Genomic DNA, 21,034 nt, shown 5'->3' on the forward strand with positions numbered 1-21,034 from the left:
GAGGCGAGTTCGGTAACCAGGAGTCCAGCCGGCATTTTCAAGCACAAGCACCGTGGGCATCCGATTCAACCGCTCATCCCAGCGAACGCTGTGTGCGTCGCTCAATTCGAGCGCTGTGCGCCAGGGAAAAGCTCTTGGACATTCGCGTCGACACTCTTGAAAGTCCCCAGATTCTCGCGCTGCTGCGCGAGCATCTGGATTCGCTCGCGCCGACCGCCCCATCAAAAAGCCGCCATGCCCTTGACCTTGCCGGGCTTCGGAGCCCTGACATTACGTTCTGGAGCATCTGGGATGGCGCCGAACTGGCGGGATTTGGTGCACTCAGGCATCTGACGACGTCACATGCTGAAGTCAAATCCATGCGTACTGCTGTCTCTCATCTGCGGCAGGGGGTGGCAACACGGATGTTGCAGCATCTGATCGAGGACGCGACTTCCCGTGGCTATCTGAGGCTCAGCCTGGAAACGGGTTCAATGGAATTCTTTGAGCCCGCGCGCCGCCTGTATGCATCTTTCGGTTTCGTTCCCTGCGCGCCGTTCGGAAACTACAAGCCGGATCCAAATAGTGTGTTCATGACGAGACCGGTGAACTGACGCCCGGCCATTCACTCGAGCCGGACCCGACGTGCGGGTCCGGCGAACACAGGCGTCAGAGCGCTCACGCGAGGCATCGGAAAATTTTGGGCAGTGCGCCGGCGTCCCGCATTGCCCGCCATTTTGCCGCGGACCCTGCTTTACGCAGCTTTCTCGATCAACCCCTCGGCCACCATCGCCGCCTGCACCGCAGGCCGCGAAGCCACACGCTGCTGGAAATCAGCAAGCGCTGCGAACTGGGAAAGGTCCAGGCCCACGTGGCCAGCCCAGTTGGTGATGGTGAACAGGTAGGCGTCGGCAGCGGTGAACGTATTGCCGAGAAGATACGGTTGCCCGGCCAATATGTCGTTCAACAGCGCGTAGCGCTTGAGCAGGTAATCCTTGCGCTGCTGGCGCACTTGATCCGTCGTGTCCGGACTGAACAGCGGGCTGTAGTTTTTGTGCAGCTCGGAGTTGATGTAGCCCAGCATCTCCTGCAGGCGATAGCGCGGCAGCGTGCCGTTGGCGGGGGCCAGGCCGCTTTCGGGTTTCAGGTCAGCCAGGTACTGAATGATCGCGGTGCCTTCGGTCAGCACTTCGCCGTTGTCCCGCGTCAGGGTCGGCACGTAGCCTTTCGGGTTGATTTTCCCGAATCCTCACCGCTCTCGGTGAGCTTGGTCGTAATGTCGGTCTTTTCCAGTTGCAGCGGGATGCTCGCCTCCAGCGCCACGATATGCGGCGACAAGGAACAGGCTCCGGGAAAACGGGACGGAGGAAGTTAAGTGGGGCGGCCCGTGAGCTTGCGACACGCCGGCCGAGGCGCGAGGAAACCATGCCCGACGGCATTTAACTTCCTCCGTCCCAGTTCCGCAGTTTCCGGCCCGGTCAACTCGAACATTGCCGTACGCGCCGCTTTATGCGGCTTTGCTGAGCAACCCTTCAGCCTCCAGCGCCGCCTGCACCGCGGGCCGCGAGGCTACGCGCTGCTGGAACGCGGCCAGCGCGGTGAAGCGGGAAAGATCCAGGCCCACGTGGCCGGCCCAGTTGGTGACGGTGAACAAGTACACATCGGCCACGGTGAATTGCTCGCCCAGCAGCCACGGCTGTTTCGCCAGCGCATTCTCGATGAGCTGGTAGCGCCGCAACAGGTAGCTTTCGCGCTCGGCGCGCGCGGCTTCCGGCGTGTCCGGATTGAACAGCGGGCTGTAATTCTTGTGCAGTTCGGAGTTGATGTAACCCAGCATTTCCTGCAAGCGGTAGCGCGGCAACGTACCGTTGGCGGGAGCCAGGCCGCTCTCGGGCTTCAGATCGGCCAGGTACTGCACGATGGCGGTGCCTTCGGTCAGTATTTCGCCGTTGTCCAGCACCAGGGTCGGCACGTAGCCTTTCGGGTTGATCTGCCCGAAATCCGCGCCGCTCTCGGTGAGTTTGGTCTTGATGTCGGTCTTTTCCAGTTGCAGCGGGATGCCCGCCTCCAGCGCCACGATATGCGGGGACAGGGAACAGGCACCGGGGAAGTAATAGAGTTTCATCGTTGATCCATGAGGGGGTGGAACACGCGCTGCACACGCGGGATCGCCGCGCGAATCGCGGCGACGCAGTGCATGCTAGCCACCGTGGTTACTTATGGATACCAACCGGCGCCGAATCAGGCGAAAATGCGGTATCCCACCAGTAACCGGTTCCCCTGAAGCCATGGGCCTGCCCGTACGCAAAAACAACGCATCGATACCGCCGACCTGCCCGCTGAGCGAGAGCATGGCGCTGCTGCGCGGCGCCTGGGCGCCGAACGTGATCTGGTATCTGAGCGCCGGGCCCCGCCGTTTCGGGGAATTGCGGCACGACATTCCACGCATCTCCGCGCGGGTATTGAGCGCGCGGTTGCGGGAGCTGGAATCGCGGAGTCTGGTGACACGTCGTGCGCTGGACAGCTCGCCGCCATCGGCCGAGTACGCACTGACCGAGTTGGGCCGTGAACTGCTGCCGGCGATCCAGGCGCTGGCCAACGTGGGTGAGAAGGTGATGGCGCGACGGGCCAGCTGACGCCGACTGCAACTGCCTAGAACCACCGCTGCCGCACGACCGACAGCAAGGCGGGCGGGCCGTGGGCGCCCCGCCACCACAACGATCAAACCTCGTCGGAACCCTCGTTGACGCCCTCGAACAGGAACGTCGACAGGTAGCGCTCGCCGGTGTCCGGCAGCATCGCCAGCAGCACGGAGCCTTCGGGCGCGGTCTGCGCCACCTGCAGCGCAGCCGCCAGCGTGGCGCCGGAGGAAAGGCCGGTGAAGATGCCTTCCTTCTGCGCCAGCACGCGTGCGGTGTCGCGGGCCACCACGTCGTCCACGGTTACCAGCTGGTCAACCACCTGGCCGTTGAGCACGGCAGGCAGGAAGTCCGGCGTCCAGCCCTGGATCTTGTGCGAGGCCCATTCCTTGCCGCCCAGCAGCGAGGCGGCGGCGGGCTCGGCACCGACGACCTTGACCTCCGGGCGCGCCACCCTGAGCACCTCGCCCACGCCGGTAAGCGTGCCGCCGGTGCCCCAGCCGCTGACAAAATAGTCGAGGCGGCGACCAGCGAAGTCGCTGATGATTTCAGCGGCCGTGGTCTGGCGGTGGTAGGCCGGATTGGCCGGGTTGTCGAACTGGTTGGCGAGGAACCAGCCGTGCTTGTCGGCCAGCTCCTGCGCCTTCGCCGAGGCACCGCTGCCACGCAGCGCCGCCGGGGTGAGCAGAACCTTGCCACCATAGGCGCGGATCAGCTTGCGCCGTTCGATCGAGAAGGAGTCCGGCAACACCGCCACGAAGGGATAGCCACGGGCCGCACACACGGCCGCCAGCGCCACACCGGTGTTGCCCGAAGTGGACTCCACCACGGTCTGGCCAGGCTTCAGCACGCCGCGCTGCTCGGCGTCGAGGATGATGGCCAACGCCAGGCGGTCTTTCACCGAACCGGCCGGGTTGAACGCTTCGACCTTCACGTAGATATCCACGTGGGCCGGTGCCAGCCGCTGCAGCTTCACGATGGGCGTGCGGCCGATGGTGTCGAGGATGCTGTTGTAGATCATGGAAACGCTCCGTGGGTAAAGAAAAGCGCGCTGCCGGAATCTCGGCAACGCGCAGCATGAAAGAACCGCGGTGACGCAGAGGTTACGCGCGATGGATGGCGCGCAAGGTCTCCACCGTGGCGTGCCGGGCGGGGCGCGGCACGGGCTGGGGCGGTGCCGCGGGCTCGATGGCGACGGGCGCCCCCAGCGGCTCGGCGCCGAACCAGGCCAGCCGATGGCTGAGCGACGCTACCTCGCCCAGGATCAGCAGCGCCGGCGAGCGCACATCGTGGCGACGCGCCTGTGCCGGCAGGTCGGCCAGCGTGCCGGTCACCACGCGCTGGTCAGCACACGAACCGTTCTCGACCAGCGCAAACGGCGTTTCCGCTGCCCGGCCATGCGCAAGCAACTGCGCCTGCACCGTTTCCAGCCCGGCCACGCCCATGTAGACCGCCAGCGTCTGCCGCTCCTGCGCCAGCGCGGCCCAGTCGAGCGTGTCCATCGATGAGCGGCAATGCGCGGTGACCAGGCGCACCGACTGGGCGTGGTCGCGATGGGTCAGCGGCACACCGGCGTAGGCGGCGCAGGCCAGCGCCGCGGTGATGCCGGGGACCACTTCATAGGCAATGCCGTGGTCGCGCAGGTATTCCAGTTCCTCGCCGCCACGGCCAAAGACAAACGGGTCACCGCCTTTCAGGCGCACCACGCGCTTGCCGGCACGCGCGTGTTCCAGCATCAACGCATGAATCTGATCCTGGGTGGCATGGTGGTTGCCGGCCTGCTTGCCCACCTCGATCCGGTCGGCGTCGCGCCGGGCCAGTTCCAGTATGTCCGGGCTGACCAGTCGGTCGTGCAGGATCACATCCGCCTCGTTCAGCGCGCGCAACGCACGCAGGGTCAGCAGGCCCGGATCGCCCGGCCCCGCACCTACCAGTACCACCGATCCGACGGCCTCCGCGCGGGGCGCGGCGAGTGCCTGTTCGGCCGCAGCGGTGGCTGCTTCGGGCTGGTTGCGGCGAAGCAGGTCAGCGACCGGACCGGTCAGCAGTTTTTGATAGAACCGGCGACGCAGGGCGAGGTCCGGATAGCGCCGGCGGATGCGCTTGCGCAAGCGTGCGGCCAGCGCGGCGAGCGGCCCGACCGAGTGGTCGATCAACGTTTCCAGCCGCTCGCGCAGCAGCCGGCCCAGCATCGGCGCCTCGCCACTGCTGGAAATGGCCACGATCACCGGCGAGCGGTCGATCACCGCCGGCACGTGGAAACTGGACAACTGCGCGTCATCCACCACATTGACGAAAATGCGCTGCAAGGTGGCCAGTTCGGCCACCTGGGCGTTCAGCGCCTGATCCGAGGTGGCGGCCACCACCAGCCAGGCGTGGTCGATCCAGCTGGCCTCGAACACGCCCGCGCGATGCGCGATGCGGCCCTTCCTGACCAGGCTTTCCAGTTGCGGCGTCAGCAATGGCGCGCCGACCGTCACCTGCGCCTTGGCGGCCAGCAGCGCCGCCACCTTGCGCTCGGCCACGGCACCGCCGCCCACAACCAGCACGGCGCGGCGGGAAAGATCGGCAAACAACGGATACAACTTCATGGGGACATACGGCATCGACGCCACGGCAGCGCGGCACCGTAACGCTATAGGCGCGGCCACTGTTGGGGAAATGACTTGTGATGCCGTTGATATACCTCAAGGTTATGAGCACCACCCTGATGTAGTATGACAACATTGTTTGGGCGTTTAGACGTCTGAATTTGCCAAGTCCGCCTGAAGTCGCCCGTCGTCCAGCCAGGTATCCGGCAAGGCCGGGACGTTATGCCACAGGCGTGTCGAAGCCACCGCAGCTCCTCCGTCTGCCCGTACACTCCTCATCGGTACACTGCGAACCCACGCCATGACCCTGACCCAACTGCGCTACCTCATCGCCATCGCCGATTGCGGACTCAATATCACCGCCGCCGCCGAACGCGTGCACGCCACGCAACCGGGCGTCAGCAAGCAGTTGAAGCAACTGGAGGACGAACTCGGCCTGCAGCTGTTCACGCGCAAGGGCAAGAGCCTCGATGGCGTGACCGATGCGGGCACCCGCGTGCTCGAGCGCGCCCGCGTGATCCTGGCCGAAGCGGTCAACATCCGTTCCATCGCCGCCAACCTGCGCAACGAGGAACACGGCGAACTTCGCATCGCCACCACGCACACCCAGGCCCGCTTTGCCCTGCCGCCGTCGATCGCGGCACTGAGCCGGCGCTATCCGCAGGTCAGCGTGCACCTGCAGCCCAGCGGTGACGCGGAAGTACTGGCGTTGCTGGAAGGTGGCCGCGTCGACCTGGCCGTGGTCAGTACCTCGGGGGCGGCGCCAGCCAGTGGCATTGCCCTGCCCGCGTACCGCTGGAATCGCGTGGTGCTGATGCCGCATACGCACCCGCTGGCCTCGCTCAAGCGCGCGCCGACCCTGGCCGAACTGGCCGATTTGCCGCTGGTCAGTTACGACTCCTCGGTAAAGCCCGAATCCTCACTGCGCCGTGCGTTCGCCGCCGCGGGGCTGGTGCCACAGATCGCCATGACCGCCGCCGATGCGGACCTGATCAAGACCTACGTGCGCGCCGGCATGGGCATTGGCGTACTGGCGGAAATGGCCATGTTGCCCAGCGATGGCGACGACTTGCGCACGATCACCGCCGATGCACTGTTCCCGACCTGCACCACCTGGATCCTGCTGCGCCGTGACAGCGTGCTGCGTGACTACACCCTGGACTGGATCGTGCAGTTTGCGCCGCACCTGAATCGCGCCGACGTGCGCAGCACGGTAACCAACGGCACGCCGCATCCGGCGACCGTGGTTCCGCATTGGCGCCAGAACGTGGCGCGGGCACGGAAAGCCAGCGTGGAGTAAGAGGCTTTGACTTTTCGCTTCCCCCGCATCGCGGGGGAAGCTGCCCGGAGGGCTGAAGGGGGGCTTTTCGCTCGGCGCGAACCAGGCAAGAGCACCCCCATCCGCCTTCGGCACCTTCCCCCGCAAGCGGGGGAAGGAAGGTGTGAGAGTCCGGCTCAAGGCGTGGAGCTACGGCCTTCCGCTTCCCCCGCACCGCGGGGGAAGCTGCCCGGAGGGCTGAAGGGGACGCTTTTTGCTCGGCGCAAACCAGGCAAGAGCCCCCCATCCGCCTTCGGCACCTTCCCCCGCAAGCGGGGGAAGGAAGGCGTGGGGGTTCGGCTCAAGGCGTGGAGCTCGGCCTTTCGCTTCCCCCGCGTCGCGGGGGAAGCTGCCCGGAGGGCTGAAGGGGGCGCTTTTTGCTCGGCGCGAGCCAGGCAAGAGCGCCCTCTTCCGCCTTCGGCACCTTCTCCCGCAAGCGGGAGAAGGAAAGGCCTCGTTACACCAGTTCGTGCAGGCCGCATTCGCGCTTCAGGCCGAAGAAGCGGGTGTCTTCGGCGTCCATGCCCGGCTCCCAGCGGCGGGTGGTGTGGGTGTCGCCGATGGAGACGTAGCCCTGCTCCCACAGCGGGTGGTACGGCAGGCCGTGGCGCTGCAGGTACATGCCCACGTCGCGGTCGGTCCAGTCGGCGATGGGGTGGAATTTCCAGTGGCCGCGCTGCCATTCGACGAACGGGATTTCGTGGCGGCTCTTGGACTGGCTGCGGCGCAGGCCGGCGAACCAGCCGTTGATTTCCAGCTCGGCCAGCGCGCGCTGCATGGGCTCGACTTTGCGGATGCGGTTGTACTGCTCCAGGCCTTCCAGCCCCTGCTCCCACAGCCGGCCATAGCGGGCCTCGGCCCAGGCGCGGCCGATCGCGGGGCGATAGACCTTCAGGTTCAGCGACAGCTGTTCCGTCAGCGTATCGACGAATTGATAGGTCTCGGGGAACAGGTAGCCGGTGTCGATCAGGATCACCGGAATATCCGGCTTCTGCTGGCTGACCAGATGCAGCGAGACGGCGGCCTGTGCACCGAAGCTCGACGACAGCGCATGGTTGCCGGCAGTGTTCTTCAGCGCCCATTCCACCCGCTGCTCGGCAGTCAGGCTCGCCATCCAGGCGTTGATATCCGCCAGCGCGCGCGGGCTGTGGTCATTGAAAGGGAGCTGGATCGCGTTCATGCGTTCACCTTCAGCGGAATCTTCCGCGGTTCGCTCAACACACCCACGCGCAACAGGAAATCACCGAAGTATTCGCCCGCGTTGCGCTCGGCGGCGTAACGGCCGAACAAGCCATCCAGCACTTCCAGGATGACCGCCTCGTCGACGTTCTCGCGATACGCCTGGTTGAGCCGTTGCCCCTGGAAATCCGCACCCAGGCGCAGGTCGTAGCGACCCGGTGCGCGACCGACCAGGGCAATTTCCGCCAGGTAGGGACGCGAGCAGCCGTTGGGGCAGCCGGACAGGCGCAGCAGGATCGGCGCGTCGATCAGTCCGTGGCGGTCCAGCAGGGTTTCCAGCTTCAGCAGCAAGCTGGGGAGGTAGCGCTCGCTTTCCGCCATCGCCAGGCCGCAGGTGGGCAAGGCCACGCAGGCGATCGAATGCTGGCGGATGCCGCTGTACCGCTTGTAGCCATCCATGTGATGGCGGGCGACCAGCTCGTCGATGGTGTCGCGATCCTCGGCGGCCACATTGGCGATGATGAGGTTCTGGTTGCAGGTCAGCCGGATGTCGCCGGTGTGGATGTGCGCCAGCTCGCGCATGCCGCTGAGCCAGGTGTGCGCCTCGGTGTCGAGCAGACGACCCGATTCCACCTGCAAGGTGAGGTGCCAGCGGCCGGCGTGGCCCTTGACCCAGCCGTAGCGGTCGCCGTTGTGATCGAAATGGAACGCGCGCGCGGGCTCCAGCGCGAAACCGAGCCGCTTTTCGATCTCGGCCTTGGTTGCATCCAGGCCATAGGTGTCCACCGTGTATTTCAGGCGCGCGTGCTTGCGCTCCTCACGGTCGCCCCAGTCGCGCTGCACGCCGATCACGGTTTCGGCCAGCACCACCAGGTTTTCCGGCCGCACGAAGCCGATGATGTCGGCCAGCCGCGGATAGGTGGCCGGATCGCCGTGGGTGGCGCCCATGCCGCCGCCGATGCCGACGTTGAAACCCACCAGTTCGCCGTTCTCGATGATCGCGATCAGTGCCAGATCCTGCGAGTAGACATCAATGTCGTTGAGCGGCGGGATGGCCACGCCGATCTTGAACTTGCGCGGCAGATAGGTGGGGCCGTACAGCGGCTCCTGCTCGTTGGCGGCTTCCTCGCCCACCAGCTTTTCGCCGTCCAGCCAGAACTCGTGGTACGCGCGGGTTTTCGGCTTCAGATGCTCGGACAAGCGCGCCGCCCAGGCGTAGGCCTTCTCGTGCGCTTCCGACTCGATCGGGTTGGTGTTGCAGATCACGTTGCGGTTGACGTCACCGCAGGCGGCGATGGTGCTGGCTGCCGCGGCGTTGATGGCCGCGATGCTGGCCTTCAGGTTCTTCTTGAGGATGCCGTGCCACTGGAAGGTCTGCCGGGTCGTAATGCGCAGGCCGCTGCTGGCGTAGTTGCTGGCCAGTTCATCGAACGCCAGCCACTGCGCGGGCGTCATCACGCCGCCTGGCAAGCGCGCGCGCAGCATGAATGCGTAGGCCGGCTCCAGCTTCTGGCGGCGGCGCTCGTCGCGGATGTCGCGATCGTCCTGCATGTAGCTGCCGTGGAACTTAAGCAGCTTGGTGTCCGACTCGGCGATGGCGCCGGTGACGGTGTCGGCCAGCCCTTCGGCAATGGTGCCGCGCAGAAGACGGCTTTCGGATTTGATGTGTTCGAGATGGGAAGGCATGGGAATGTTGTTCTGAAGAGTGCGGCCATGGATGGCCGCTTTTTGACTCTGGCGTTCACGGATGAACGCAGAAATAAAACCTCAATAGACGTCGCGGGCGTAACGGCCCTGTTGCAGCAAGTCGGCCAACCAGGCCTTGGCGTCGTCCGCACTGAGACCGCCGTGGACGGAGGCCACGTCGAGCAGCGCTTCGTGCACGTCCTTGGCCATGTGCGCGGAGTCGCCGCAGACATACAGGTGGGCGCCTTCGTTCAGCCACGCGTACAACTCGCGGCCGTTCTCGCGCACCCGCTGCTGCACGTACAGCTTCTCGGCCTGATCGCGGGAGAACGCCAGGTCCAGCCGGTGCAGCGCGCCGCTGCGCAAGGCTTCCTGCCATTCCACCTGGTAGAGGAAGTCCTGCGAGAAATGGCGGTTGCCGAAGAACAGCCAGTTGCGGCCGCTGGCACCGGCTGCCTGGCGCTCCTGCACGAACGCGCGGAACGGCGCAATGCCGGTGCCCGGGCCGATCATGATCACGTCGCGGCTGCCATCGGCCGGCAGGCGGAAGCGCTCGTTCTCTTCGATGAACACCGGTACCCGGGCGTCATCATCGGTCGTGGCGAGGAAGGTGGATGCCGCACCGAAGTGCTTGCTGCCATGCCTTTCGTACTCGACCACGGCCACCGTGAGGTGCACTTCGTCCGGACCGACCAGCTTGGGGCTGGAAGCGATCGAGTACAGCCGCGGGGTCATCGGCCGCAACGCGGCGACGAGCTGGTCGGCATCCCACGCGGCGGGGAATTCGCGCAGCAGGTCGATCGGCTGATGGCTTTCCAGCAACGCGGCAAAATCCGCCTTGTGCTCGGGCTCCAGCACGCGCTGCAGGTCGTGGTTGCCACTGAGGGCGGCATGCGCCGCCAGCAACGGGCGGGTCAAACGGGTGATGTCGCGTTCCTGGCTCAACCAGCGGGCCAGCGGCAGGCGCTTGCCTTCGTGGGCCACTTCCCGACTGCCGTCGAGCTTCAGCGCCGACAGCCACTGGTCCACCAGTACCGGCGGATTGCTGGGCCATACACCGAGGGCGTCGCCCGCTTCGTAACGCAGGCCGGAGCCTTCCAGCGACAACTCCAGATGACGCACGTCGCGGTTGCTGTCGCGCGACACGATGCGCTGGTTCTCCAGCACTTCGGCGGCGAACGGCTTTTCGCGTGAATGCAACGGGGCCGCGTTGACGGCATGCAACGGGCTGACCGGGCGCGCAGCCGCCGCGGGTGCACTCAGCGCCTGCTTCACCGTCTCCAGCGCGCCCTGCGACCACGTCGCCGCGGCCGCCTCGAAATCCACGTCAGCCTCGCCCAGCGCCGCGAACCGGGTCGCACCCAGTTCGGCCAGCCGGGCATCGAGGTCGCGGCTTACCGCGCAGTACTTCGCATAGCTGGAATCGCCCAGGCCCATCACCGCGAACTTCAGTTGCGGCAGCTTGGGCGCGCGCTTGCCGGCAATGAATTCCATGAAGCCGATCGCGTCATCCGGCGGATCGCCTTCACCCTGGCTGCTGATCACCACCACCAGGTGACGCTCCTGCGCCAGCTCGCGCAGCGGGTAGGCACCGGCACGCAGCAGCCTGACGCCCAAGCCGGCGGCCTCGGCCTTGCCGGCGAGCTTTTCCGCCACGCGCTTGGAGTTGCCGGTCTGGCTGCCGTAGACCACGGTCAGCCGCTCGGCCGGGCGCTCGGCCGGCGGCGGGGCATCGGCAACCACCGCCAGACCGGCGTGGCCGGGAATGCGCGTGGCCAGCGATGCCAGCGCCGCACTATAGGCGGACACCCAGTAGAGATCCGCCGGCGAGAGGCCGTCGGTCAAACGCGCCAGCAGCGCGAGCCGTTCCTCCCCAAGTGCAGGGGTGGGAAGAATGGGTTTCAACGCAACGTTCACGGCGCTTCCTTTTGGACGTCTTTACTTCTTGGCGTCCAATCCTAGGTACCTGCCGGTATCAGGTAAAAGCATATGTCGGCATGTGCTTATGCCCGCTCTTCATTTCAGCGCAGGCGATGACGGTCTGATACTCTCGCCGGCCTCCATCACCAGATATCCATGCCCAATTTCGCCGAGTTGTTCGTCTTCATCGCCGTCGGTGCTTTCGCCCAACTGGTCGATGGAGCACTGGGCATGGCCTATGGCGTGACCTCGGCCGGGCTGCTGATGGGCCTGGGCGTACCGCCGGTGTCGGCCAGCGCCAGCGTGCATTACGCGGAAACGTTCACCTGCGGCGCCTCCGGGCTCAGCCACCTGCTGGCTGGCAACGTTCGCCGGCGGCTGTTCCTGGCGCTGGTGATCCCCGGCGTGATCGGCGCCTTGCTGGGTGCCTACGTGGCGATCAACGTGCCGGCGCACTGGATGCGGGTGGCATTGACGCCGTATCTGCTGGGCATGGGGCTGTTCCTGCTGTTCCGCGGCACGCGCCCGCCCGGTGACCGCACGGACGTGCCGCGCGGCACGTCGGCCCTGGGTTCGGTCGCCGGCTTCGTGGATGCCATCGGCGGCGGCGGCTGGAGCGCATTGACCGTCACCGTCCTGCTGGCGCGCGGCTTGCCGCCGCGCGCCGTGATCGGCAGCGTGCACCTGGCCAAGTGCGTGGTCAGCGTGGCGGCCAGCATCAGCTTCCTGCTCAGCATCGGCACCACCCATCTCACCGCCGTTTTCGGGCTGATCATCGGCGGCGTGCTGGCAGCGCCGTTCGGCGCCGTGTTCATCCGCCGCATCCCCGGCCGGCTGGCCACCTATCTCGCCGGTTTCGCCGTGCTGGCGCTGGGCTTGCACAATGCGTTCCGGCTGCTTGTCTGAGCATCCAGCATCTACAATGGCCGGATGACCCCGAACCCAACTTTCCCCATCGAAGTCCGCGGCAGCGCAAGCCAGCCGCTGGGCATGAGCCCGACCCGGTTCCTGCGCGATTACTGGCAGAAACGGCCCCTGCTGATCCGCGGTGCCTTTCCGGATTTCGAACCGCCGCTGCAGCCGGATGACCTGGCCGGCCTGGCCTGCGAGCCGGCCGCGCTGGCACGGCTGATCGTGCATGACCCCAAGCGCGACCGCTGGCATGTCAATTCGGGCCCGCTGAGCGAAGCCGATTTCGCCCGCACTCCGGACAGCCACTGGACCTTGCTGGTGCAGGACGTGGACAAATGGGACGCCGACGTGGCGCGCCTGCTGGAGCCTTTCAGCTTCCTGCCAAGCTGGCGCGTGGACGACGTCATGGTGTCGTACGCCGAGCCCGAGGGTGGCGTCGGTGCCCATGTGGACCAATATGACGTGTTCCTGCTGCAGGGGCTGGGCCAGCGCCATTGGGCGATCAGCGACGATCCGCTGGCACCGAAGGCGTTCCGCCCCGACGTGGAACTGAAACAGCTGGCGGTATTCGAGCCGACACACGAATGGCTGCTGCAACCGGGCGACATGCTGTACCTGCCGCCGGGCGTGCCGCACGACGGCATCGCGTTCGGCGGGCCATGCATGACGTTCTCGGTGGGCATGCGCGCGCCTTCCCAGGCGGAAATGACCGGCGACCTGGCCGACTACATCGCCGACCTGCTGCCGGACGAGCTGCGCTACGCCGATCCCGACCTGAAACCGGCGCGCGCCACCGGAGAGATCGATCGCGCCGCCCTCGCGCGCATCGGCGACGCCCTGCCGTTCGCCGCCGCGCTGGATGAAACCCTGCTGCGCGACTGGTTCGGGCGCTTCATCACGCGCTACCGCAACGCACAGGTGGTGGCCCCGCTGGAGCGACCGCTGACCGAGGCCGCGCTGAAGAAGCAGCTCGCCGCGGGCGCCAGCCTGTTGCGCCACCCGTGGTCGCGGCTGGCCTGGAGCCAGGGCAAGGGCAGCTGCACGCTGTATGTCAGCGGCCAGGCCCATGCCGCTTCGCCGGCGCTGGCGCAGGCCTTGTGCGAACAGCGCGCATGGCAGCCTTCCGGACCGCTCGACGAGCTGGAACTGGACCTGCTGCGCACGCTGGTGAACGAGGGTCATTTGCTGCCGCGCAAGTCGCGCCGTCAATGAAGCTCCAGCATTTCCACGTCGAAGCCGCCGATTGGGCCCGCGAGGCGCAACGCACCGACCTGCTCGCCCTGCGCCACGAAGTATTCGTGCAGGAACAGGGCGTACCCGAGGCACTGGAACGCGACGACCTGGATGCGCACTGCCACCACGTGCTGGCCCGTGACGACGACGGCCAGCCGATCGGATGTGGCCGACTGACCCCGCAACACAAGATCGGCCGCATGGCCGTGCGCCAGGCCTGGCGCGGCCAGGGCGTGGGCGCCGCGATGCTGCGCGAGCTGGTCGAGAAAGCGCGTGCGCTGGGCTGGCCCGAAGTGAGCCTGGGGGCGCAGCTGCCCGCCATCGGGTTCTACGAACGGCAGGGGTTCAGCGCGCACGGCGAGGTATTCGACGACGCCGGTATCGCGCACCGCGCCATGCGGCTTTCGCTGTCCGCCACGAAACGCCCCGACAGGCCGCACAAGGCGACCGAAGCACTGCCGGCGACCACCCGCGTCGAGCTGGCCCTGGCGCGCCTGCAATTGCTGCGGGATGCGCACCACCGCGTGGAGTTGTACGCGCCCCTGCTGCCCGTCGATATCTACGCCAGCGATGACGAGCTGGAGCAATGGCGCCGACTGGCCCTGTCCGGCCGCAATGCCCGGATCCGCATCGTGCTGCATGACCCAGCCGCGGCCTTGCGTGACGACCACCGCCTGATTGCACTGGCCCAACGCCTGCCCAGCGCGATGCACATCCGCACCCCGCTGGAGGATGCCGACCTGACCTACGGTTCGTCCTATCTGCTCAACGACGTCGGCGGCTACCTGCTGCTGCCCGACGCCGCGCGCCCGCCCGGTCGTGGCGCACGCCATGACCGTGTGGCGCAGGCGCCCTTGCGGCAGCATTTCGACCATGCGTGGGACCGCTCCGCGCCCGCCAGCATGCTGCAGATACTCGACATATGAACGCCCACTGGCCAAGGTGATGTGGCAGCGGCATATCGTTTCCTACACGTGCGCCGGCGCAAACTGCGCGGGTATTGCCACGATGGCCGATGACCCGGCGCAGATGCCCGCCGGATGACCGCGTGGTGAGACTTTTGCGGTTGTCCTGCCGACGTGACGGAGGGCTATAATTATAGGAATTGCCGCCAGCCATCATCCCCATCGATCAGAACGGTGGCTGCAAGCATCTCTTCCCCAACCGGTGGTGACGTGAGCAAGAACCTGATCCGCGAATTTCTGGAATCATCGCAACTCGCCGGCGGCAACGCCGACTACGTCGAGGCGCTGTACGACGCCTGGCTCGCCGATGCGTCCTCGGTGCCTGAGCAGTGGGCCGGCTATTTCGACACGTTCAAGGGACGCGAGGCGGGCGATGTTTCCCCACGCGCCGCCATTGCCCGCATCGAGGCCGCGCAAAAACAGCGCCACTTCAGTGGAAACGCAGGCCCCTCGACACAGTCCGACGGACACCCGAGCAAGCAGGCCGGCGTCCTGCGCCTGCTTACCGCCTACCGCTCACGCGGCCATCTGGCAGCCGACCTCGACCCGCTGGGGCTTACCGAGCGGATGCCGGCACCGGATCTGGGGCTGGCCTTTCACGGCCTGGCCGAATCCGACCTCGACACTGAATTCGATTGCGGCACCTACGCCGGCGGCGGCCAGCGGCTGAAGCTGGGCGAACTGCTGGCGCGCCTGAAAAAGGTCTACGCCGGCACGGTCGGCGCCGAGTTCATGCACATCAGCAACCACGAGCAGCGCAACTGGGTTTACACCCGGCTCGAAAAGGCCAACGGCAGCGCGGGCCTGGATGCCGAAGGCAAGCGCCTGGTGCTGGCCGAACTCACCGCCGCCGACGGGCTCGAGCGCTACCTGCACACGAAATACGTGGGCCAGAAGCGCTTTTCGCTGGAAGGCGGCGACAGCCTGATCCCGCTGCTGAACGACGTGGTGCGCTCCTCCGGCGACAACGGCATCAAGGAAATGGTGGTGGGCATGGCCCATCGCGGCCGCCTCAACGTGCTGGTCAATATCCTGGGCAAGCCGCCGAAGATGTTGTTCAACGAATTCGAGGGCAAGTTCGAGCACGCCGACGACCCCTCCTACTCGGGCGACGTGAAGTACCACATGGGTTTCTCCGCCGACGTCAAGACGCCCAAGGGTGGCTTGCACGTGGCGCTGGCGTTCAACCCGTCGCATCTGGAGATCGTCAACCCGGTGGTCGCCGGCTCGGTGCATGCGCGCCAGATCCGCCGCCGCGACACCATGCACCAGCTGTCCATGGCGGTGCTGATCCACGGCGACGCCGCGTTCGCCGGCCAGGGCGTGAACATGGAGTTGTTCAACATGTCGCAGGCCCGCGGCTTCAAGATCGGCGGCAGCCTGCACGTGGTGATCAACAACCAGGTCGGCTTCACCACATCCAACCCGCAGGATGCTCGCTCCACCATGTACTGCACCGACCTGGCCAAGATGGTCAATGCGCCGGTGTTCCATGTGAACGGCGACGATCCCGAAGCGGTGATTGAAGTCACCCGCCTGGCCTACGAATTCCGCAAGACCTTCCGCAAGGACGTGGTGATCGACCTGGTCTGCTACCGCCGCCACGGCCACAACGAGGCGGACGAGCCGGCGGCCACGCAGCCGGTGATGTACCAGATCATCCGCAAGCGCAAACCCACCCGCGAGCTGTACGCGCAGCAGCTGGTGAAGGAAGGCGTGATCGCCGAAGGCGACGGGCAGAAGATGTTCGACGCCTACCGGGGCCAGCTGGAGGCCGGCGACACCGTCGCCAACCTCGATCCCGACGCCGCGCACAGCAATATCGTGGACTGGTCGCGCTTCATCGGCGGCAAGTTGACCACCCCCGCCGACACCACGGTGCCGAAGAAGAAACTGCAGGAACTGCTGGCGAAGATCCTGGATGTGCCCAAGGACATCACCTTGCAGGGTCGCGTGGCGAAGATCTACGACGATCGACGCAAGATGGCCGCCGGCGAACTTCCCGCCGACTGGGGCTTCGCCGAAAACCTGGCCTACGCCACCCTGATCGACGGCGGCAGCGAGATGCGCCTGGTGGGCCAGGATTCCGGCCGCGGCACCTTCTTCCACCGCCATGCCGTGCTGCACGACCAGAAGGACGGCCACACCTACATGCCGCTGGCCAACGTGCGCGCCGGTGCCGACGTGGAAATCATCGACTCGCTGCTCAGCGAGGAAGCGGTGATGGCGTTCGAATACGGCCACTCCACCACCGACCCGGACACGCTCAGCATCTGGGAGGCGCAGTTCGGCGATTTCGCCAACGGTGCGCAGGTGGTGATCGACCAGTTCATCAGCTCCGGCGAAGCGAAGTGGAACCGCCTCTGTGGCCTGGTGCTGCTGCTGCCGCACGGCTACGAAGGCCAGGGCCCGGAGCACTCCTCCGCTCGCCTGGAGCGCTTCCTTCAGATGTGCGCGATGGAGAACATGCAGGTCTGCGTGCCGACCACGCCGGCGCAGGATTTCCACATGATCCGGCGCCAGATGCTGCGCCCGGTGCGCAAGCCGCTGGTCGTGATGACGCCCAAGTCGCTGCTGCGGCACAAGCTGGCGGTGTCTACGCTGGACGAGCTGGCCAACGGCAGCTTCCAGCTGGTGATCGGCGAACACCGCAAGCTGGCCGCCAAGAAGGTCAAGCGCGTGGTGTTCTGCTCGGGCAAGGTCTATTACGACCTGCTGGAATCGGCGGAAGCGAAGAAGCTGGCCGACGTCGCTATCGTGCGTGTCGAGCAGCTGTATCCGTTCCCGCGGGACGAGGTCAGCGCCGAGCTGGAGAAATACCCGGCCGCCAAGGAAGTGGTGTGGTGCCAGGAAGAGCCGATGAACCAGGGCGCCTGGTTCCAGATTCGCCACCACCTGCAAGCCTGCAGCGGTGCGAACCACAGCCTTTCGTACGCGGGCCGCGCGCGCCTGCCAGCACCGGCGGCCGGCCACCTCAACACCCATGCCGCCGAACAGGCGGCGTTGGTCGAGCAGGCGCTGATCGAACCGGTCGGCACCGACCATTCCGCAGAATAGACTTCCTGGATAGTGCGGCCACGGATGGCCGCTTTTGATTTTGCGCCCACGGATGAGCGCACTCACTCAAGAGCCCTTTTCTCATGTCCATCGAACTCAAAGTCCCCGTTCTGCCCGAGTCCGTCTCCGACGCCACCATCGCCGCCTGGCACAAGAAAGCCGGCGACGCGGTGAAACGCGACGAGAACCTGGTCGACCTCGAAACCGACAAGGTGGTGCTGGAAGTCCCTGCGCCGGTCGATGGCGTGCTGAAGGAAATCCGCCACGACGTGGGCGACACGGTGAACAGCGAGCAGGTCATCGCGATCATCGAGGAAGGCGCCGCGGCCGCGGCCGCCGCACCGGCGCCGGCTGCTGCTCCGGCTGCCGCTGCTCCTGCTCCCGCGCCTGCCGCCGCGGCACCCGCCCCGGCGGCGTCGAAGGCCGCCGCCGAGCTTTCGCCTGCCGCGCAGCGCGTCGCTACCGAGAACAAGGTCGACACCTCCGCCATCGCCGGCACCGGCCGCGACGGCCGCATCATCAAGGAAGACGTGGTCAACGCCGGCTCGCGCCCTGCCGCGGCTCCCGCCGCCGCGCCGGCAGCGAAGCCGACCCCGGGTTCGCGCCCGGAAGAGCGCGTGCCGATGACCCGCATGCGCCTGCGCATCGCCGAGCGACTGATGCAGTCGAAGAACTCCATCGCCATGCTCACCTCGTTCAACGAGGTGAACCTCAGCGAAGTGGTGAAGATGCGCAAATCGCTGGGCGAGGCTTTCCAGAAGGAAAACGGCATCAAGCTCGGCTTCATGAGCTTCTTCGTGAAAGCCGCCGCCGAAGCGCTGAAGCGCTACCCGTACGTCAACGCCTCGGTTGACGGCAACGACGTGATCTACCACGGCTACCAGGACATCTCGATCGCCGTGTCCACCGACAAGGGCCTGGTCACGCCGGTACTGCGCGACGTGCAGGACATGAGCTTCGCCGACATCGAGAAAGGCATTGCCGAATACGCAAAGAAGGCGCGCGACAACAAGCTCAGCCTGGACGACCTGCAGGGCGGCACCTTCACCATCACCAACGGCGGCACCTTCGGCTCGCTGCTGTCCACCCCGATCGTGAACCCGCCGCAGAGCGCCATCCTGGGCATGCACACGATCAAGGAACGCGCCATCGTCGAGAACGGCCAGATCATTGCCGCACCGATGATGTACATCGCGATCAGCTACGACCACCGCATCATCGACGGCAAGGACGCCGTGCTGTTCCTGGTCGACATCAAGAACCAGCTGGAGAATCCGCAGAGGATGTTGCTGGGGCTCTGACGAGCCCGGGAATCGGGAATGGGGAATCGGGAATCGTCAAAGCGAAGCCTGCCCTGCCCCAACGATTCCCTATTCCCTACTCCCGATTCCCTATTCCCGTGAGCGAATGAAATGAGCGAACAATTTGATGTCATCGTCATCGGCGCCGGCCCGGCCGGCTATGTGGCCGCGATTCGCGCCGCGCAGCTGGGGCTGAAGACCGCCTGCATCGACGCCTTCACCGGCAAGGACGGCAAGCCGGCGCTGGGCGGTACCTGCCTCAACGTGGGCTGCATTCCGTCCAAGGCGCTGCTCGATTCCTCGCGCCAGTTCTGGAACATCGCGCACAACCTGCCGGTGCACGGCATCAGCGTGGGCGACGCCAAGGTCGACATGGGCACGTTCATCGGCCGCAAGGACAAGATCGTCAAGCAGTTCACCGGCGGCATCGGCCAGCTGTTCAAGGCGAACAAGGTCACGCCGTTCTTCGGCACCGGCAAGCTGTTGAAGGGCAACAGCGTCGAGATCACTGGCGCCGACGGCAAGAAAGAGACGATCAGCGCCACCAACGTGATCCTGGCCTCCGGCTCCGTCCCGATCGAACTGCCGTTCGCCAAGTTCGACGGCAAGGCGATCGTCGACAACGCCGGCGCGCTGGACTTCGCCGAAGTGCCCAAGCGCCTTGGCGTGATCGGCGCCGGCGTGATCGGCCTGGAGTTGGGCAGCGTGTGGCGCCGCATGGGCGCGGAAGTGACCATCATCGAAGCGCTGCCCGATTTTCTCTCGGTGGCCGACGCCGACATTGCCAAGGTTGCCGCGAGGGAGTTCGCCAAACAGGGCCTGGACATCAAGCTCGACGCCAAGCTCAACAAGGCCGAGGTGAAGAAGGACGGCGTGCATCTGGTCTACACCAACAAGGATGGCGAGCAGAAACTGGTGGTCGACAAGCTGCTGGTCGCCGTGGGCCGCCGCGCCTACACGCAGAACCTGCTGGCCGACGACACCGGCGTGAAGCTGGACGAGCGCGGCCGCATCCTGGTCGACGAGCACTGCCACACCGGCGTGGACGGCGTCTGGGCCATCGGTGATGCCGTGCGCGGCCCGATGCTTGCCCACAAGGGCTCCGAGGAAGGCGTGGCGGTGGCCGAGTGGATCGCCGGCAAGGCCGGCCACGTCAACTACGACACCATCCCGTTCGTGATCTACACCGAGCCGGAAGTGGCCTGGGCCGGCAAGACCGAGAAGGAACTGAAGGACGCCGGCGTGCCGTACAAGGTCGGCAGCTTCCCGTTCGCCGCCATCGGCCGCGCCGTGGCGATGAACGAGGCCGTCGGCCAGGTGAAGATGATCGCCCACGCCGAAACCGATCGCATCCTCGGCGTGCACATGGTCGGCCCGGGCGTCTCCGAGCTGATCGCCGAGTGCGTGGTGGCAATGGAGTTCAAGGGCTCGTCCGAGGATCTGGCACGCATCGTCCACGCGCACCCGACCTTGTCCGAAGCCGTGCACGAGGCCGCCTTGTCGGTCGACAAGCGCGCCATCCACAAGGGCAACTGAGCGCTCGCGCAAATCAACACGGCCCGCTCGTGGCGACATGGGCGGGCCGTCTCGTTTTCAGAAAAAACCGTTCCGGGTTTCAGCCGGACCCAAGCTGATTGAGGTTCCAGAAACATGCCCCAGCCCACCGCCCTCTGCGTCTACTGCGGCTCCAGCTCCGGCAAGCATCCCGAATACGCCGAGCAGGCGCGCGCATTCGGGGCCGAAATGGCCGAGCGCGGTATGGCGCTGGTTTATGGTGGTGGCAAGGTCGGGTTGATGGGCACGGTGGCTGACGCCGTGCTTGCCGGTGGCGGCAAGGTGATTGGCGTGATCCCCCGCCAGCTGGTGGATCTGGAAGTGGCGCATCCCGGGCTCAGCGAGCTGGTGGTGGTGGACACCATGCACCAGCGCAAGACCCGCATGTACGAACTGTCCGACGCCTTCGTCGCCCTGCCCGGCGGCTTCGGCACCATGGACGAGATGTTCGAGATGCTGACCTGGGCGCAGTTGGGGCTGCACCGCTATCCCTGCGCCTTCCTGGATGCGCGCGGCTACTACCGCGACCTGCGCGCAATGATGGACCACATGGTCGACGAACGTTTCGTACGCCCCGAACAGCGCGACAGCCTCTGGTTCGGCGATGACATGACCGCGCTGTTCGACTGGATGCAGACCTACGAAGGCACCTACCTGCCCAAGTGGATCGACAACCAGAGCGTCGACGCCTGACGGGAAA

At 66.1% G+C, this 21,034-nt stretch carries 17 protein-coding genes; 10 read left to right on the plus strand and 7 right to left on the minus strand.

Annotation, left to right across the window (positions count from 1 at the left end; genetic code table 11):
• Window positions 1–134 precede the first annotated feature (134 nt).
• Complete coding sequence (locus tag ASD22_RS05835) at window positions 135–593, plus strand: GNAT family N-acetyltransferase (protein WP_056080112.1); 459 nt, start codon at window positions 135–137, stop codon at window positions 591–593.
• Window positions 594–733: 140 nt separating this feature from the next.
• On the opposite strand, the gene ASD22_RS05840 is transcribed toward ASD22_RS05835, so the two are convergent.
• Together ASD22_RS05840 and gstA are read right to left on the minus strand one after the other, a co-directional pair.
• Window positions 734–1,198 (minus strand): glutathione binding-like protein, encoded by a 465-nt coding sequence (locus ASD22_RS05840; protein WP_235577531.1) that lies wholly within the window; start codon window positions 1,196–1,198, stop codon window positions 734–736.
• Between the two features lie 288 nt (window positions 1,199–1,486).
• Window positions 1,487–2,104 (minus strand): glutathione transferase GstA, encoded by a 618-nt coding sequence (gene gstA / locus ASD22_RS05845; RefSeq protein WP_056080115.1) that lies wholly within the window; start codon window positions 2,102–2,104, stop codon window positions 1,487–1,489.
• A gap of 163 nt (window positions 2,105–2,267) precedes the next feature.
• Between gstA and ASD22_RS05850 the strand changes: the two genes are divergently transcribed.
• A complete protein-coding gene (locus tag ASD22_RS05850) occupies window positions 2,268–2,615 on the plus strand; it encodes a helix-turn-helix domain-containing protein (RefSeq protein WP_056080118.1) in 348 nt (115 codons plus the stop codon).
• A gap of 85 nt (window positions 2,616–2,700) precedes the next feature.
• Here ASD22_RS05850 and cysK read toward each other — a convergent pair whose 3' ends face one another.
• Together cysK and cysG are read right to left on the minus strand one after the other, a co-directional pair.
• On the minus strand, window positions 2,701–3,639 hold the full coding sequence (cysK, locus tag ASD22_RS05855) for a cysteine synthase A (protein ID WP_056080121.1): 939 nt from the start codon (window positions 3,637–3,639) through the stop codon (window positions 2,701–2,703).
• A gap of 82 nt (window positions 3,640–3,721) precedes the next feature.
• The gene (gene cysG / locus ASD22_RS05860) at window positions 3,722–5,209 is read right to left on the minus strand and encodes a siroheme synthase CysG (protein WP_056080125.1); all 1,488 of its coding nucleotides are present in this window, start codon (window positions 5,207–5,209) and stop codon (window positions 3,722–3,724) included.
• Between the two features lie 301 nt (window positions 5,210–5,510).
• Between cysG and ASD22_RS05865 the strand changes: the two genes are divergently transcribed.
• Window positions 5,511–6,509, plus strand: coding sequence for a LysR substrate-binding domain-containing protein (locus ASD22_RS05865; protein WP_056080127.1), 999 nt, complete (start codon window positions 5,511–5,513; stop codon window positions 6,507–6,509).
• Window positions 6,510–6,984: 475 nt separating this feature from the next.
• Here the strand turns inward: ASD22_RS05865 and ASD22_RS05870 are convergent, their stop codons facing one another.
• From ASD22_RS05870 to ASD22_RS05880, 3 genes are all read right to left on the minus strand, one after another.
• Window positions 6,985–7,707 carry a phosphoadenylyl-sulfate reductase gene (locus ASD22_RS05870; RefSeq protein WP_056080131.1) on the minus strand — a complete coding sequence of 241 codons (723 nt, stop codon included), beginning with the start codon at window positions 7,705–7,707 and terminating at the stop codon, window positions 6,985–6,987.
• Window positions 7,704–9,392, minus strand: coding sequence for an assimilatory sulfite reductase (NADPH) hemoprotein subunit (gene cysI, locus ASD22_RS05875; protein WP_056080132.1), 1,689 nt, complete (start codon window positions 9,390–9,392; stop codon window positions 7,704–7,706). The genes ASD22_RS05870 and cysI overlap by 4 nt, the downstream gene beginning before the upstream one ends.
• 81 nt (window positions 9,393–9,473) lie before the next feature.
• Window positions 9,474–11,309 carry an assimilatory sulfite reductase (NADPH) flavoprotein subunit gene (locus ASD22_RS05880; protein ID WP_056080135.1) on the minus strand — a complete coding sequence of 612 codons (1,836 nt, stop codon included), beginning with the start codon at window positions 11,307–11,309 and terminating at the stop codon, window positions 9,474–9,476.
• A 159-nt stretch (window positions 11,310–11,468) separates the two neighbouring features.
• Between ASD22_RS05880 and ASD22_RS05885 the strand changes: the two genes are divergently transcribed.
• The 7 genes from ASD22_RS05885 to ASD22_RS05915 all read left to right on the plus strand — a co-directional run bounded on the left by ASD22_RS05885 (window position 11,469) and on the right by ASD22_RS05915 (window position 21,027).
• Window positions 11,469–12,218, plus strand: a complete 750-nt coding sequence (locus tag ASD22_RS05885; RefSeq protein ID WP_056080137.1) for a sulfite exporter TauE/SafE family protein — start codon at window positions 11,469–11,471, stop codon at window positions 12,216–12,218.
• Between the two features lie 24 nt (window positions 12,219–12,242).
• Window positions 12,243–13,436 (plus strand): cupin domain-containing protein, encoded by a 1,194-nt coding sequence (locus ASD22_RS05890; protein ID WP_056080140.1) that lies wholly within the window; start codon window positions 12,243–12,245, stop codon window positions 13,434–13,436.
• Entirely contained in the window at window positions 13,433–14,383 is a 951-nt protein-coding gene (locus ASD22_RS05895) for a GNAT family N-acetyltransferase (protein ID WP_056080142.1), read from the plus strand. Before ASD22_RS05890 ends, ASD22_RS05895 begins: the two co-directional genes overlap by 4 nt.
• Window positions 14,384–14,596: 213 nt before the next feature.
• On the plus strand, window positions 14,597–17,479 hold the full coding sequence (locus ASD22_RS05900) for a 2-oxoglutarate dehydrogenase E1 component (protein ID WP_235577535.1): 2,883 nt from the start codon (window positions 14,597–14,599) through the stop codon (window positions 17,477–17,479).
• Between the two features lie 83 nt (window positions 17,480–17,562).
• The gene (gene odhB, locus ASD22_RS05905; RefSeq protein WP_056080149.1) at window positions 17,563–18,780 is read left to right on the plus strand and encodes a 2-oxoglutarate dehydrogenase complex dihydrolipoyllysine-residue succinyltransferase; all 1,218 of its coding nucleotides are present in this window, start codon (window positions 17,563–17,565) and stop codon (window positions 18,778–18,780) included.
• A gap of 111 nt (window positions 18,781–18,891) precedes the next feature.
• Window positions 18,892–20,316, plus strand: coding sequence for a dihydrolipoyl dehydrogenase (gene lpdA, locus ASD22_RS05910; protein WP_056080151.1), 1,425 nt, complete (start codon window positions 18,892–18,894; stop codon window positions 20,314–20,316).
• 114 nt (window positions 20,317–20,430) lie between these two features.
• Window positions 20,431–21,027: a TIGR00730 family Rossman fold protein gene (locus ASD22_RS05915; protein ID WP_056080154.1), complete on the plus strand. Its 597-nt coding sequence runs from the start codon at window positions 20,431–20,433 to the stop codon at window positions 21,025–21,027.
• Window positions 21,028–21,034 lie beyond the last annotated feature (7 nt).

This window comes from Rhodanobacter sp. Root480 (assembly GCF_001426645.1).
GTDB lineage: Bacteria > Pseudomonadota > Gammaproteobacteria > Xanthomonadales > Rhodanobacteraceae > Rhodanobacter > Rhodanobacter ginsenosidimutans.